We start from the raw sequence: 15,126 nt of genomic DNA, 5'->3' as shown, positions 1-15,126 counted from the left end.
GTTTAGTCGATCAAACGGTAAAGCGTACCGCAATACGGGCAGCGCACGGTTTTATCCGCACTGGCATCAATCGCCAGCGACACACGCGGGTGCGAGCACCACAACGCAGTCGCATCCGTGGGGCAGCTCAAGGGCAAATCTTGACGTTTCACCACCACTTCGCGGGTATCATTCAAACGTTTGTAATCAGCAAGGCTCGGCGCAGACATACAACCTCCAACGTGATCAGTTCAGTATCGGTTACACAAGGGTCAGCCAATAACGGTATTTGTCAGAGCGACCGTGCACAATATCCAGATACAGGGCTTGCAATTGCGCGGTAATCGGGCCACGTGAGCCAGAGCCAATCGCACGACGATCCAGCTCACGAATCGGGGTGACTTCCGCTGCTGTGCCGGTAAAGAAAGCTTCGTCCGCCCCATACACTTCGTCACGAGAAATGCGCTTTTCGCGGACTTCATAGCCCAGATCACGCGCCAGTGTGATCACGGTTTTACGGGTAATACCATCCAATGCTGCCGTCAGTTCCGGGGTATACAAAATACCTTCTTTGATCAAAAAGAAGTTTTCCGCGCTGCCTTCGGACACAAAACCGTCCACATCCAGCAATAAGGCTTCGTCATAACCATCATCTAAGGCTTCACGCAACGCCAGCATGGAGTTCATGTAGTTGCCGTTAGCTTTCGCCTTGCACATGGTGACATTGACGTGATGGCGGTTGAAGGAGGAGGTCTTGATGCGGATACCTTTTTCCATGTTTTCCGCGCCGAGGTAAGCACCCCATGTCCAAGCGGCGACCATTGCGTGGGTTTCCAAGTTATCAGCACGCAAACCCATGCCTTCCGAACCGTAGAAACACATCGGGCGAATGTAGGCAGAATCCAGATTGTTTTCACGCACTGCCGCACGTTGCGCATCATTCAACTGTTCTTTGCTGAATGGCATCGGCATCCGCATGATTTTGGCGGAATTAAACAGGCGATCCGTGTGATCTTGCAAGCGGAAAATCGCCGTGCCTTGGTCAGTCTTATACGCCCGCACGCCTTCAAAAACGCCCATGCCGTAGTGCAGGGTATGGGTTAAGACGTGGGTTTTGGCTTCGCGCCAAGGCACCATTTCGCCGTCCAGCCAGATCAGGCCATCGCGGTCAGACATCGACATTGCTTATCTCCACAGATCAAAATCAAACGTCAAAGCATACACTTCGCGTTTCATTGTTGCCAGTCTGTGCAGCCTGCTGCGATGTAAAAAGAAGCTGCGCCGTTAAGCCTTTACGATAAACCACGGAAAACCGTGAAATCCTGAACCGGTTTTGCCCAACCTTGCCCACGCGAAATACCTGCGGGTACACCGGCACTACGCTGATACCCCCCAGCCTGAGGCGCTGCCTGTGCTTGCTGAATCGGGTGTGCCTGCGCTCCACGGTAGTCACGCATGATTTTCGCCACATAATTTTGGGTTTCGTTATAAGGCGGAATCCCCTTGTGTTTGCGCACCGCGCCAGGACCGGCGTTGTAAGCCGCTAACGCTAATGGCACACTTCCGTTGAACGTGCGCAACTGTTCGGCAAGGTATTTCACCCCTCCTCGTATATTTTGGTGCGGATCCCACGCATTGCCAACACCCATCATATCCGCAGTACCAGGCATCAGTTGCATCAAGCCCATCGCCCCCACCCGTGAACGGGCGCTAGGGTTAAAACAGGATTCTTGCTTCATCACTGCAATTACCAGCCGCTCATCCACACCGTAAGCACGTGCATGAGTACGGATAGAATCCAGATGAGGCAACATTTTGCGTTCTAACTGTGCCGCATTTTGTGCACCACAATGCCCTCTGGAACTGGTCATACTAACAGGCACTGTTGCATTATAATTTGACACAGCTTGAACTGGCGCAGACTTAGGTGACTTTTTTTGTGGCGAACCGTATTTGGCAACTAATTTATATTTATTGCCTTTTTTCGGCGTATTGGTTAACCATCGCGTACCGTCTTTATCGACGTAAGTGTAAACAGCCGCTTCCGCCGACTCACTGTGTAATGCTGCACCGCACAGCACAGACAGCGCTACCAGACCACTGACTTGGTTTGATTTGCTTGGGGTTTTCATTGTTACCACTTTTTGTTTTTATAGACACTATAGGAGAAATCTATTTCACTATACCCCGCCGTTTTCAGGCATGTCTAGCGGGGTATGACGAGTGGTAATATCGAGAAGATTTAATGCAAAACGCGCGGATCGACCAAACGAAACGGTGCAATAATTGCGTCAAAATGTTCACCATCATCGGCCAACATTTGATAAGCACCCTGCATCACCCCCAGTGGGGTATCCAAAATCGTGCCACTGGTATAACGGAACCCTTCCCCCGGTTGCAGATAAGGTTGCTCACCGACGACACCCTCACCGCGTACTTCCTGGGTTCGCCCATCTGCATCAGAAATCACCCAATGCCGGGTTAACAATTTTGCAGGGACACTGCCTTGATTCACAATCGTCACCGTGTACGCAAACACGTAACGCGACTGCTCCGGGTTAGACTCTTTTTCGATGAAATGGGATTCCACCGACACTTGAATATTGTAACGCTCGCTATCCATCATTGATTTCCTTTACACACCAGGCTGCCAGAACATATCCCAGAGACAGCGCACACCACAATAAAATCCGACTAAAGCAAGCTTTTCACTATAACAAGACCAAATTGTCACGGTGGATCAGCTCCAGCGCGTCCACATAGCCTAGTACTTGCTCAATGGATTTGCTCGGCTGACGTTTAATCCGGTTCGCTTCTTCACTCGAATAATTCACCAATCCCTTGGCAATCAAGCGCCCATCATCGGTGACGCAACTCACCACCTCACCCCGGTCAAACACGCCTTCCACCCTCGTCACCCCCACGGGTAGCAAGCTTTTTCCAGTCTTAAGAATCGCTTCTGCCGCCCCAGCGTCGAGCCACAACGTGCCTTTTGCCGCCAATTGCCCCGCAATCCACTGTTTACGTGCCGCAATCGGTGCCGCATCCGGCAATAACAGCGTGCCTAACAATTCACCCGTGCGTAACCGCTCCAACACCAGCGGTTCACGCCCGGAAGCAATCACCGTCGCACAGCCCGAACGCGCTGCCCGTTGCGCAGCAATGACCTTGGTACGCATTCCGCCGCTGCCAATCAACGTGCCAGCCCCACCGGCAAATTCCACGTAATCGGGGTTATTCGCCCGCCCCTCAACAATCATCTGCGCATCCGCAAACTTACGCGGGTCTTTGTCAAATAAGCCGGACTGGTCGGTGAGAATCACCAGCACATCCGCCTCCACCAGATTCGCGACCATCGCGCCCAGCGTATCGTTGTCACCGAGACGAATTTCCTCAAACGCCACCGTGTCATTCTCATTGATCACCGGAATTACCTTGAGGTCAATCAAGGTGGTCAGGGTGCTACGCGCATTGAGGTAACGGCGGCGATTGGCGAGGTCATCATGTGTGAGCAACACTTGCGCGGCGTGGAAACCGTGTTGCTGGAACACCATCTCGTAAGCATGAATCAAGCTCATTTGCCCAATCGCTGCCGCCGCCTGCTTTTCAAACAAGGCTTTGGGCTTGGTTTTCCACCCCATGCGGCTCATGCCTTCAGCGACAGCGCCAGAAGATACCAACACGATTTCCACACCAGACTGATGCAGGCGAGCCATTTGCCCCGCCCAATCTGCCAAGGCTTCGCGGTCTAAGCCTTCGCCATCGCGAGTCAGCAAGGCACTGCCAATCTTGACGACCCAACGCTGGGTCTTGGGCATAAATTCAGTTCGAGTGGTCTGCATGTTCGTCCAAATACTGCATAATGTGGAAACACAGGTCTTGCGTGCCTGCACTGGTGGCGGCGGAAATTTGGAAAACACGCCCTGTCCAACCGAGTGCATCCACAATTTCCTGACAACGGGCAGCGCGTTCTTCTGGTGGTAACAAGTCGATCTTATTCAACACCAACCAACGCGGGTAATTCGCCAGCTCTTCGCTGTATTGCTCCAACTCGCCTTCGATGGTGCGCACCGCACGCACTGGCTCATTTTCCTCCGCCATCGGTGCCACGTCCACCACATGCAGCAATAAACTGGTACGTGATAAATGCCGCAGGAATTGAATACCAAGACCCGCGCCTTCCGCAGCCCCCTCGATCAAACCGGGAATATCCGCCATCACGAAACTTTGCGTCACGCCGACGCTGACCACGCCCAAATTCGGGTACAAGGTCGTGAACGGGTAATCCGCCACTTTCGGACGCGCCGACGACACCGCGCTAATCAACGTCGATTTGCCCGCATTCGGCAAACCCAACAAACCCACATCCGCCAGCAACTTCAGCTCCATGCGCAACACGCGCAATTCACCCACCGTACCCGGCTTCGATTGACGCGGCGCACGGTTGATTGAGCTTTTGTAACGCAAGTTACCCAAGCCATGCCAACCGCCTTTTGCCACCAGCAAGCGCTGACCGGGTTCGATCAAATCGCCGATCATCTCGCCGGTTTCTTCGTCGTAAGCGACTGTGCCGACGGGAACGCTGATCTCTTGATCATCGCCGCGCCTGCCGGTCATATTGTTGCCCGCGCCGTTTTCACCGCGTTGTGCTTCGTAATAACGCTGGTGACGGAAATCAATCAGCGTATTCAAATTGCGCTCGGCAACCAGATACACATCGCCACCATCGCCACCATCGCCACCGTTGGGGCCACCGAACTCGATGTACTTTTCGCGGCGGAAGCTCACGCAACCATTGCCACCATCACCCGCTTTCACGCGGATTACTACTTCATCAACAAACTGCATAAATCCTATCCCAGTAACTTGGCTTCCCGCTCAAGCACTTCTTTAACAAACTCAGGGACTTCTTTACCAAGCTCAGAAGCGGCTGCTTTCAGTTTTTCATAAACTGCCACTTCATCCCCTTGCCAAACAAGGTCAATACGACGACTGTGGCGCATTGCCACATGGGTATAATTTTCTGGGAACGCCCAGTAACAGGTCAGGCAAACATGCTTATCTTTACTGCCATTCCAATTATCACAATGCTCACACGACCATGATTTTGCGCGATTTGCGGAGGCAGACAGCAACATAAAATCGTCAGGATTTAACTCCTGCCCTTCTTCACCGTCACCACCCACCTCATAGGGAACGCGATGATCAATCTGCAACTCACGTTCATCCATCACTTCCAAATAGATGAAACACTGGCAACCGTACTTGGCAATCAGAGCCTCTTTGAGGCGCTTGGACAGACCCGTGCGCCCTGATAACTTTCTGACCGTTAACCCGCTCAATTCACCAAAGCGATAAGCCGCAATCTTACGCCCATCCGAACCCGTTACCCGAAACGTTTCCAATGGAATGCCATTTTCACGTACATCCCGCACAGCTCGGGGCGGATGGTTGTAGCCGTAAACATCTTTCAACGCTTCGGTCGTGATAAAGCCATGCGCCAAAATATGATCAATCACCGTTTTAGGACGTTTGGCTGTTACGGCGCGGCACAACTCCAATAATGCGGCTGACACTTCAGGCATAGAGCGCATTAGCCTCAGGCACATAGTGTGGCTGTATGGGAATAGCATGACTCCGTAAAGCAGGCAATGTCCGCTTCTGCACTAAAACAGGTGACAAATACAACGATTCATACGTCATCTCAGTGCGTCCCAGCAAGGTCGATTGGCTAGAACGCCCTGCTAACAATTCAATACGCGACAACTCCAGATAACTAGGCAGCAACTCGCCGAATGCCTTATCACCCCTGCGTCCATCATAACTAACGACATAAGCGATGCCCCGTTCATTCAATTCTTCCAGTGCCAATACAAACTCATGGTGGTCAATACCGGACAAGTAGCGCGAATCGTGTTCACCGCAAACGCCCTGATAAGGCGGATCCATGTACACGAGATCATCGGTCGTAACCGTTCTCAGCACATCACGGTAATCCAGTGCTGAAAAGGCACTCTTACCTTGCAACAACGCTGACACCCCGAAAATATTGTTACGCATAGTCGCGGGGCGAGTGCCTTTACGACGCTTATCTGGACTTTGATTGAACATCCCATCAGCATTGTAACGCACCGCACCTTTGACACAACGCGCTAACAAATACAGGAAAAGACGAGGGTCTTGGCTGCGGTTAAAGGCATCTCGCATCTGATAATAATGGCTCGGACTATCCTCTGTGAGCTGCCCATTCCAAATCTGCTCGTAATAATCAGCCGTTTCTGTTGGTTGCTCTACCATCAATCGCAGCAATTCTACTAACGGTTTGTTGACATCATTAATCGCGTAACGCGCCGCCAATTGACGTGCCGCCGCCGCAATACTGATCGCTGCCGAACCCGCAAATGGCTCAATTAAGCGATCCACATCCTTGGGAAAATAACCAAGAATCGCGGCTGCTAAATTGCGCTTACTGCCTTGATATTGAATGGGGTGCGGGATACTTTTCATGACCTGATCATAACACGCGAAAAGCCCCGACAGGCGGGGCTTTTACGCAAATCGTCCGAAGACGGAAGTTTTTAAGCGGAACAGCCTTCAACGGGCTGAATGCTTACAAACTTGCGGTTTTCAGTGCCTTTTTGCTTGAAAACCACTACGCCGTCTGCCTTGGCGAACAAGGTATGGTCTTTGCCGATACCTACGTTGTCACCAGCGTGGAAGCGTGTGCCACGCTGGCGAACCAGAATGTTACCAGCCAGAACGAATTGACCACCAAAGCGCTTAACGCCAAGTCGTTTCGATTCTGAATCGCGACCGTTGCGGGTACTACCGCCTGCTTTCTTATGTGCCATTGCTGTCTCCCCTTACGCTGCTGAAATGCCAGTGATTTCGATTTGTGTCAGGTACTGGCGATGACCAGTACATTTCTGATGGTGCTTACGGCGGCGGAATTTCATGATCCGCACTTTGACGCCGCGAGTCTGGGCCACAACGTTTGCAGTTACTTTCGCGCCTGCAACGTAAGGTGCGCCGATTTGCACGGTGTCACCTTCCCCGACCATCAGGACATTATCGAAATCAATGTCTGCGCCTTCTACTACATCCAGTTTTTCAACGAAGATGCTGTCGCCCTGAGCGACGCGGTACTGTTTACCGCCCGTTACGATGACCGCATACATGATTGTCGATTCTCCAAAAAATGTCCTGTTAAAGAGCCGCAGGATTATACTGCTTGTACCCCTTCAGGTCAAACGCGAAATAAAATATTTCAAGGAGTTGCGCGTATCGCTTGACATAGCGGGGGGGTATTCCTAGCATTCGGGGCTTTACCGCAGCCTGCATACTCATGGATTTCAATACAATTCGCCAACTTGCCGATACCGACATGCAGGCAGTCAATGCTCTCATTCAGCGTCGCCTGCATTCTGATGTCGTGCTTATCAACCAACTCAGCCACTACATTATCGGAAGTGGGGGCAAGCGCTTGCGCCCGCTGCTGGCGTTGCTGGTCGCTCGCGCCTGTGGTTATCAGGGGGAACGGCATGTGGATATTGCCGCGATTGTGGAATTTATCCACACCGCCACGTTACTGCATGACGATGTGGTAGACGAATCCGACATGCGTCGTGGCAAGGAAACCGCCAACAATGTGTGGGGCAATCAAGCCGCTGTGTTGGTCGGCGATTTCCTGTATTCACGCTCGTTTGAAATGATGGTGGATGTGGGCAGTATGCGGGTGATGGAAATTTTATCCACCACCACCAACGTGATTGCGGAAGGCGAAGTGTTGCAATTGCTTAACTGCCACGATCCCGACACCTCCGAAGCACGTTACATGGAAGTGATTCATTCCAAAACCGCGAAATTGTTTGAAGCGGCGTGTCAGTTGGGCGCAGTCCTGACGGGCTTGAGTGCGGAACACGAAGAGGCGATGGCAAAATACGGAATGCACTTAGGCACAGCATTCCAATTGGTCGATGACGTGCTGGATTACACTGCGGATGCCGAGGAAATGGGCAAAAACGTCGGTGATGATTTAGCCGAAGGCAAGCCCACACTGCCGCTGATTATTGCGATACAACGCAGCGATGCGGCGACGGCTGCCATCCTCCGCAGTGCTATCGAGCAAGGCGGGCTGGATCAAATTGATGCCATTATGCGAGCCATTACCGACACTAAGGCGATTGATTACACGTTAGAACGTGCCAAGGGTGAAACGGAAAGTGCGATTGCCAGCCTGCAATGCCTGCCAGATAGCGACTATCGGCAAGCATTGGAATCACTAGCGTGGTTTGCGATTAATCGTAGCCATTGATGAAACACACGACGCCATTGTCTTGGCTGGTGAGTTTACTGCTGTTTTTACTCAGCCAAGTGACAGCGGCTGACACCTCAACATTAATCCTCACGGATAGCCAAGACACAGTTTCCTCCGCACCTTTTATGGCAGTTTTGGAAGACCCGTCACGGCAATTAAGCCTGCAACAGGTTGCATCTGCGGCGTTTGACGCACAGTTTATTGCACACACCGTCCAGAGTGCCCCCAGCTTCGGCAGAAGCCGCTCGGCGTATTGGGTACGTTTTAATCTGATCAACCAATCCAGTTTAAAATGGTATGCCTTGTCCGACGCATTCCTAGAGGATGAATACGACTTCTATCTGCTGTCCGAGGGGCAAGACGTAACCGCACAGTACGCCGCCCCCGTGACCGACTACCGCCGCCCTGCTTGGTCACTGGCACTCCCCCACGCCATGCCTTTGCAAATCTACGTGCGGGCAACCAATGGCGATTCCGCGTTTCGCTTGCCGGTGGAATTGGTCACAGCGGATGCGATGCTGGAACGCAGCAAACAAAACTATCGCCTCTACGCTGCTATTTACGGGGCGATGTTGGCGTTGGCGGCTTATAATCTGTTCTTGTTTTTCGCGTTGCGTGAGCCTAGCTACTTGTCACTGGTGGCGCATATTCTCGCCATGGCGACAGTTGCACACCTTTCCAATCCGGTATTTGAGGGCATTAAATTTCTGCACGATACTGGCTCGCATTTTTTCATCACACCCCTGTACCTTGCCAACATATCCGCTTGCCTATTCACGCAACAATTGCTGCAAACCAAACAACACACACCACTCCATCACTGGCTGTTAAGCGGAATTATCTTGACGTGTTTGCCGCTGATCGTGGTCACTGGCTGGATTCCGCGCGGCACACTGATTGCCAATAGCATGGCACTTATTGCCACGCTGGCAATGTTCAGCACCAGTATCGCCGCCTTGCGCACCGGCAACCGTATTGCGCGTTACTTCTTTGGTATTTTTTTCCTCGTGCTGTTTTTGGTCGCACCCAGTGGGTTGGTACTGACTTTCAATGTGACACACTGGGATGTGCAAGCGTTTTACGTCACTGCCATGCCACTGGGACACCTGATTTTTTTGCTGTTGCTATCCGTTATCCAAATGGAAAAAGTCAGGTTATTGCGAGAAACCATGCAGCGCACCGCCGCAGCGAATCAAGCCAAAAGCAGCTTTCTGGCAACCATTAACCATGAATTACGCACGCCACTCAACGCCATCACCAGCTTAGGCACGCTGTTACGCCTCACCACGCTCACCCCCAAGCAAGAGGAATACGTCACGCAACTGGAACAAACCTCCCAACACATGTCACGCTTAATGGGCAATGTGTTAGACATCGCCAAAATTGAAAGCAATAGCTTAGAGCTACAGCAAGAACCCTTTCAACTGAGCATTGTCATGCGCCAAGTACATGATTTAACCAATAATCAGGCGCAGAAAAAAGGCTTGTCGTTGGCATTTATCGGGCATGATGCCATCCCGGAAACGTTACTGGGCGACCGCTTACGCTTAACGCAAATCCTGACCAATTTATTGCAAAATGCGCTGCGTTATACCGTCGAAGGCTCGGTCACGTGTACAGTACAATGCCATGCAACAGCAGAACCACGACAATTGCGCCTGTCTTTTTCGGTACGTGATACGGGGATTGGCATTGCTGCTGAAAAATTATCGACGATTTTTGATGAATTTACCCAAGCAAAGCCAACCTCCAACCTTTCACAGGACGGTATCGGCTTAGGGCTGGCAATTAGCAGCCGCCTCGTTACCTGTTTGGGCGGAAAATTAGCGGTTGAAAGTACCGTGGGTCAAGGCAGCCATTTTTTCTTCACATTGCCGTTTTACATCGCCCATACCGAAGCCTCAGCAGCGCATCAACCCCTGTGCCAACTACCGCAGGGCATCCGCATTTTATTGGTCGATGACGAATTTATGAACCGTTTGCTGGGTTATGAACTATTAAGCGCACAAGGTGGCAAGGTGGAAGTCGCCGCAGATGGGCAAAGCGCGTTGTTGTACTTGCAACAGCACCCGTTTGATGTGGTATTACTGGATATTAACCTGCCCGACATCAGCGGCTTTGACGTGTTGCAATGGATACGCCAACATTCCCCCACCCCCAACATTCCCGTCATCGCTTTGACTGCGCACACGAGTGCTGAAGTTAAGCAACAATGCCTTGCAGCGGGGATGAATGGCTTTTTACACAAACCGTCGGACTGGCAACGTTTGTGTCAAATCATCCTCAAGGTGATTAACCGTGAGGATGCTGGTTAGGGCTTAACCCAAATCAGCCGCCAACGACGCACGCGAGGCTTCACCCAAGGTCACGCTATACGCATAATTCGGGTGCTCAATCCCCATCTGAATCGCCGCACCTTCCTGCACCGAAGCCACCATCACCGGGGTCAATTCAAAGCGCGTAAAATGCACTGCCGAGGTTTTCTCCTCGGTTTCGCGTTCCAAATCTTCATTGGCAATCGCGTAAACCTTATCGAAACCCGCCACCTGCACCCAGGTATGCCGCTCGATTCCGATCAGCCGACCCAGTTGCACTTTGCGCTCTTCCACATCGGAAAACTCGACCATGAACGTCGCTTTCCAGTTCGAGCCATCGGGAATCAACGGGTTATACGATTCCAGTTCCTCATTAATGCCAGCGGACTCGAAAATCTTCTCAATCCGCAGCATTTCCTGAATCTGGTATTGCATGGTTAAGCGATCTTCAAAATACAGCGTCGCATTCGGGCCGATGTGTATTTTGCGATCAGCTTTGTGCGCCATCACCTTCTCGCGGAAGGCTTTGCGTTCGATTGAATACTGTTCCAGACTCAGCAAGTCTGCACGGGTCAACTTTTCCATCATCACGTCTCCGGTTATCTTCCTCCCTTCACCCCTTGCGGGGGAAGGGCTGGGGATGGGGGGGTTAAATGCCGTAGGCAATGCGTAACATGGTCAGCGGATGTGTTGGTGGAGGCATACCCTCATCCAACCCACTCTCGATTTGATGCCCTGCCATCGGGCAATCACTGCCGTAATAATCCGGCTTAGCCTGATTGACCTTACCGAACAGCGGACGGCAAATTTTTATCGAAATGTCGTGGAATTCGCTTTTCACCGCATATGTACCGTCATGCCCGGAACAACGTTCCAGCAATTCCAGCTTGGTATCCGGCACGAGTTCCAGCAATTCGCGGGTTTTGTAACCGATGTTCTGCACGCGCAAATGGCAAGACGTGTGGTAGCTGACCTTGCCCAAAGACTTTTTGAAGTTGGTGTTCAACTTGCCTTCCTTGTGGCGCAGCATCAGGTACTCGAATGGGTCGAAAATACGCCCTTTCACCGTTTGCACATCAGCATCATCGGGGAACATTAGCGGCAATTCCTGCTTGAACATCAGCACGCACGACGGTACGGGGCCGACAATATCCCAGCCTTCATTGATGAGTTTCATCATTGCTGGAATATTGGCTTCTTTCGCCGCCGCTACTGATTCCAGATCACCAAGTTCCAGCTTTGGCATCCCACAGCATTGTTCTTTATCCAGCAACGTCACCGGAATACCATTGATTTCAAATACCTTACGCAAATCATCGACGATATGCGGCTCGTTATAGTTGCCGTAGCACGTCGCGAAAATCGCCACCTTGCCCGTGGTACGCCCCGCAGCAATCGCCTTGGATTCATCCAAGGTTTTGTAACGCGCCACACGGTCACGCCCTTTGTCGCTGTGGTAAGACGGTATTTTCGCCTGCGGATGCACACCCAACACTTTGTCGAGTTGTTGACGGAATGCGGGGCTTTGATTCATTTTATTGACCACACCCGCGACCACCGGAATTCCCGCCAGCTTGCCGACCATATCGGTAGAACTCAGCACTTTATCGCGGAATTTGGTTTCACCCTTCTTAAACTTCACCGCTTTGGCACGCAACATCAGGTGCGGGAAGTCGATATTCCACTCATGCGGCGGAATGTACGGGCATTTGGTCATGTAACACAGGTCGCACAAATAGCAATGATCGACGACCTGCCAATAATCTTTTTTATCAACGCCATCCACTTCCATCGTCTTGGAATTGTCCACAAGATCAAACAGCGTGGGGAAGGAATTGCACAGGCTGACGCAGCGGCGGCAACCGTGACAGAGATCAAAGACGCGCTCCATTTCGTGCAGGACGGCATCTTCGTTATAAAATTCGGGGTTTTTCCAGTCTAGCGCGTGACGGGTGGGGGCTTGCAGGCTGCCTTCGCGGATCGGGGTTGCCATGTTTGTTGTTCTCCGTTGGGGGGTGTAGGGGCGAATGATCATTCGCCCCCACCAAGACATTAAGCGTCCAGATTATCCAGTGCTTTCTGGAAACGGTTAGCGTGTGAACGCTCCGCTTTTGCCAGTGTCTCGAACCAGTCGGCGATTTCGTCGAAACCTTCGGCGCGTGCGTCTTTTGCCATCCCAGGGTACATGTCAGTGTACTCGTGGGTTTCGCCCGCGATAGAGGCTTTCAGGTTGGCAGCAGTAGGGCCGATTGGCAGACCAGTTGCTGGGTCGCCAGAGGCTTCCAAGTATTCCAAGTGACCGTGCGCGTGACCGGTTTCACCTTCCGCAGTGGAGCGGAATACGGTAGCAACGTCGTTGTAGCCTTCAACGTCGGCTTTGGCTGCGAAATAGAGGTAACGGCGGTTGGCTTGAGATTCACCAGCAAAGGCATCTTTAAGATGCTGTTCTGTCTTACTACCCTTCAGTTCCATGTGTGGACTCCTCGGTTGTATGGTTGATTAAACTTCTTGGAGCATTATACTCTAAGTGAAAGTATCGCCGACTTCCAATCGTATATTGTGAATGTTTCATTCGATTTAACCAAACGTTGACCCGTCGAGGAGATGAGGAACATGAAAGTTGCCGCAGCCGTTTATACGCTTGCCTCCGTTGTGGTATTGACCTTAATGGTCATGCGCCCCCCCGTGAATCTTACCGACCCAGCTCAAGAGGCAGCCAACACGCCTGCCCCTGCGCCTGCCCCTGCGCCTGCGCCTGCCCCTGCGCCTGCGCCTGCCCCTGCGCCTGCCCCTGCGCCTGCGCCTGCGGATGTAGCCATGCCCGTAACCATGCCAGCCGTCACCCCCACTGCGGATACCGCATTAACCAGTACACCTCCAGCGCCTGCGGTGACACCTGCGCCAATGGTTGAACCCGCACCGGCAGCTATAGCACCGCCCCCGGCAGCACCGCCGATGCCGGCCGCACCAACAGCGCCCATTCCTGCACCTTCCGAGCAAAATCCCTTGGAAGAAAAAAAAAATGATGTAGCGCCACCCGCCCCCAGCGCGAACAAACCGGCACCAGATGCTAACGCCACGCCTGATTACGCCCGTGAGCAACGCCTTGCGAGCGAAATCAGCGATACGATTATGGATGGCGAGGTGATTAGTCTGAATGACGGCACTCAGAATTTCATGGGCATCCTCATGGCAGCGGAACAACCACGAGGGGCTGTTATTATTTTGCATGGGCGCGGCTACCACGCAGATTGGGAAGATGTCGTGCATCCTTTACGGGTAGGTTTGGTGGCAAAAGGCTGGACAACCCTATCCTTGCAAATGCCAGTGCTGGAAAAAGAAGCCAAATACTACGATTACGTCCCGTTATTTGCCAATGCGGACAAACGCATCAACGCGGGTATAGCGTTGCTGAAACAACAAGGCATTACCAACATCGTGTTAGCGGCCCACAGTTGCGGCGCACACATGGCCATGAACTGGGTAGAGACAACTGGCGGAAAGGATATTGCCGCTTATGTGGGGCTGGGGATGGGAGCAACCGATTACCAACAGGAACTGCTGCACCCCTTTCCGCTGGATAAATTAACCGTACCCGTACTGGATGTGTATGGCGAGAAAGACTTTCCGCAAGTACTCAGCCTTGCACCGGAACGTCAGGCACTCATGCAGAAAGCAGGCAATACGCATTCCAAACAAATGGTGCTACCCGATGCCGATCATTATTACAAAGACAGGGGCGACGCGCTCACAGCAGTAGTCGCTAACTGGTTAAACAGCTTACCGTGATACTCCGAAAATAAAAAAGGTCGCACTAAGGGCGACCTTTTTGAGAGGGACAATTTAGGAGTAAGCAGGCTTACAAGCGCCCGGAACACGTCCGAAACCAATCAACCGATCGCCCCAATAGCCCACAAGCTTATCGGTGGTGATGGCTTTGCCAGTACGCGGGGCATGGACAAACTTCTCATCACCCAAGTAAATACCAACATGACTGATGCGCTTGCCACTGGTTTTGAAGAAAACCAAGTCGCCTTTGCTGGCTTCATGCTTAGGGACTTTGACTGATGATGCGTATTGCTCCGCAGCGGTACGTGGCAGGGAAATACCAGCGCCTTGCTCAAAAGCGAATTGCGTCAAACCACTACAATCAAAACCCGTTTTAGGGCTTTCACCGCCGAAGCGATACATTTTGCCTTTTTGCTTTTCAGCGTTCCACACCACACGATCCAACAGGGTGGTATCACGTGAGGCTTGAACAGGTATTTTCGTCACAGTTGCCGAAGTATTTGAAGTATTCTTAGAATGGGCAAACTGCGCGGTATACACCTTGGCTTGTTCTGCATCCGCAGTTTTAACAGTTTCAGAATTACAGCCAGCCAGTAACAATGCCATCATCCCTACACTCAATAGGGCTAACGGCTTCACACTAACACTACTCATAATCTCTTGTATAACCTTTTTTGCGTTCTTTCGTATAGAACAATAATTTTTGTTTGTGATGCTTTTACACAC

The 15,126-nt window shown here is 51.9% G+C and carries 17 protein-coding genes; 3 read left to right on the top strand and 14 right to left on the bottom strand.

The features are described from left to right. Positions 1-2 precede the first annotated feature (2 nt). The 10 genes from L2Y54_RS04990 to rplU form a co-directional block, all read right to left on the bottom strand. Positions 3-209: a zinc-finger domain-containing protein gene (locus L2Y54_RS04990; protein WP_236500468.1), complete on the bottom strand. Its 207-nt coding sequence runs from the start codon at positions 207-209 to the stop codon at positions 3-5. A 31-nt stretch (positions 210-240) separates the two neighbouring features. Beyond that, entirely contained in the window at positions 241-1,161 is a 921-nt protein-coding gene (locus tag L2Y54_RS04985) for a branched-chain amino acid transaminase (protein ID WP_236500466.1), read from the bottom strand. A 110-nt stretch (positions 1,162-1,271) separates the two neighbouring features. After that, on the bottom strand, positions 1,272-2,111 hold the full coding sequence (locus tag L2Y54_RS21740; protein WP_311196223.1) for a lytic transglycosylase domain-containing protein: 840 nt from the start codon (positions 2,109-2,111) through the stop codon (positions 1,272-1,274). 110 nt (positions 2,112-2,221) lie between these two features. After that, positions 2,222-2,605, bottom strand: coding sequence for a Co2+/Mg2+ efflux protein ApaG (gene apaG / locus L2Y54_RS04970; RefSeq protein WP_479688086.1), 384 nt, complete (start codon positions 2,603-2,605; stop codon positions 2,222-2,224). A gap of 85 nt (positions 2,606-2,690) precedes the next feature. Continuing rightward, positions 2,691-3,797 (bottom strand): glutamate 5-kinase, encoded by a 1,107-nt coding sequence (gene proB / locus L2Y54_RS04965; protein ID WP_414718441.1) that lies wholly within the window; start codon positions 3,795-3,797, stop codon positions 2,691-2,693. 4 nt (positions 3,798-3,801) lie between these two features. Next, complete coding sequence (gene cgtA, locus L2Y54_RS04960) at positions 3,802-4,827, bottom strand: Obg family GTPase CgtA (protein WP_236500458.1); 1,026 nt, start codon at positions 4,825-4,827, stop codon at positions 3,802-3,804. Between the two features lie 5 nt (positions 4,828-4,832). After that, positions 4,833-5,564: an HNH endonuclease gene (locus L2Y54_RS04955; protein WP_236500449.1), complete on the bottom strand. Its 732-nt coding sequence runs from the start codon at positions 5,562-5,564 to the stop codon at positions 4,833-4,835. After that, positions 5,557-6,486 carry a Dam family site-specific DNA-(adenine-N6)-methyltransferase gene (locus L2Y54_RS04950; protein WP_236500447.1) on the bottom strand — a complete coding sequence of 310 codons (930 nt, stop codon included), beginning with the start codon at positions 6,484-6,486 and terminating at the stop codon, positions 5,557-5,559. Before L2Y54_RS04950 ends, L2Y54_RS04955 begins: the two co-directional genes overlap by 8 nt. A 71-nt stretch (positions 6,487-6,557) precedes the next feature. Further along, the gene (gene rpmA, locus L2Y54_RS04945; RefSeq protein WP_236500443.1) at positions 6,558-6,830 is read right to left on the bottom strand and encodes a 50S ribosomal protein L27; all 273 of its coding nucleotides are present in this window, start codon (positions 6,828-6,830) and stop codon (positions 6,558-6,560) included. Between the two features lie 12 nt (positions 6,831-6,842). After that, complete coding sequence (gene rplU, locus L2Y54_RS04940; RefSeq protein ID WP_236500440.1) at positions 6,843-7,157, bottom strand: 50S ribosomal protein L21; 315 nt, start codon at positions 7,155-7,157, stop codon at positions 6,843-6,845. 167 nt (positions 7,158-7,324) lie between these two features. Here rplU and ispB point away from each other — a divergent pair, with 167 nt between their 5' ends. Both ispB and L2Y54_RS04930 read left to right on the top strand, forming a co-directional pair. Continuing rightward, complete coding sequence (gene ispB, locus L2Y54_RS04935) at positions 7,325-8,293, top strand: octaprenyl diphosphate synthase (protein WP_236500439.1); 969 nt, start codon at positions 7,325-7,327, stop codon at positions 8,291-8,293. After that, positions 8,293-10,611 carry a response regulator gene (locus L2Y54_RS04930; RefSeq protein WP_236500437.1) on the top strand — a complete coding sequence of 773 codons (2,319 nt, stop codon included), beginning with the start codon at positions 8,293-8,295 and terminating at the stop codon, positions 10,609-10,611. The genes ispB and L2Y54_RS04930 overlap by 1 nt, the downstream gene beginning before the upstream one ends. Before the next feature lie 3 nt (positions 10,612-10,614). Here the strand turns inward: L2Y54_RS04930 and L2Y54_RS04925 are convergent, their stop codons facing one another. From L2Y54_RS04925 to L2Y54_RS04915, 3 genes are all read right to left on the bottom strand, one after another. Then, positions 10,615-11,199, bottom strand: a complete 585-nt coding sequence (locus tag L2Y54_RS04925; RefSeq protein ID WP_236500434.1) for a DUF3501 family protein — start codon at positions 11,197-11,199, stop codon at positions 10,615-10,617. Between the two features lie 61 nt (positions 11,200-11,260). Then, entirely contained in the window at positions 11,261-12,604 is a 1,344-nt protein-coding gene (locus tag L2Y54_RS04920) for a (Fe-S)-binding protein (RefSeq protein ID WP_236500432.1), read from the bottom strand. Positions 12,605-12,663: 59 nt separating this feature from the next. Beyond that, the gene (locus L2Y54_RS04915) at positions 12,664-13,083 is read right to left on the bottom strand and encodes a rubrerythrin family protein (RefSeq protein ID WP_236500429.1); all 420 of its coding nucleotides are present in this window, start codon (positions 13,081-13,083) and stop codon (positions 12,664-12,666) included. Positions 13,084-13,224: 141 nt separating this feature from the next. Here L2Y54_RS04915 and L2Y54_RS04910 point away from each other — a divergent pair, with 141 nt between their 5' ends. Next, the gene (locus L2Y54_RS04910) at positions 13,225-14,400 is read left to right on the top strand and encodes a DUF3530 family protein (RefSeq protein ID WP_236500427.1); all 1,176 of its coding nucleotides are present in this window, start codon (positions 13,225-13,227) and stop codon (positions 14,398-14,400) included. A gap of 54 nt (positions 14,401-14,454) precedes the next feature. On the opposite strand, the gene L2Y54_RS04905 is transcribed toward L2Y54_RS04910, so the two are convergent. Further along, positions 14,455-15,054 carry a C40 family peptidase gene (locus tag L2Y54_RS04905; protein ID WP_236500425.1) on the bottom strand — a complete coding sequence of 200 codons (600 nt, stop codon included), beginning with the start codon at positions 15,052-15,054 and terminating at the stop codon, positions 14,455-14,457. Between the last annotated feature and the right edge of the window lie 72 nt (positions 15,055-15,126).

The organism is Thiothrix winogradskyi (assembly GCF_021650935.1).
Lineage (GTDB): Bacteria > Pseudomonadota > Gammaproteobacteria > Thiotrichales > Thiotrichaceae > Thiothrix > Thiothrix winogradskyi.
This window is presented reverse-complemented; position numbering and strand designations above follow the sequence as displayed.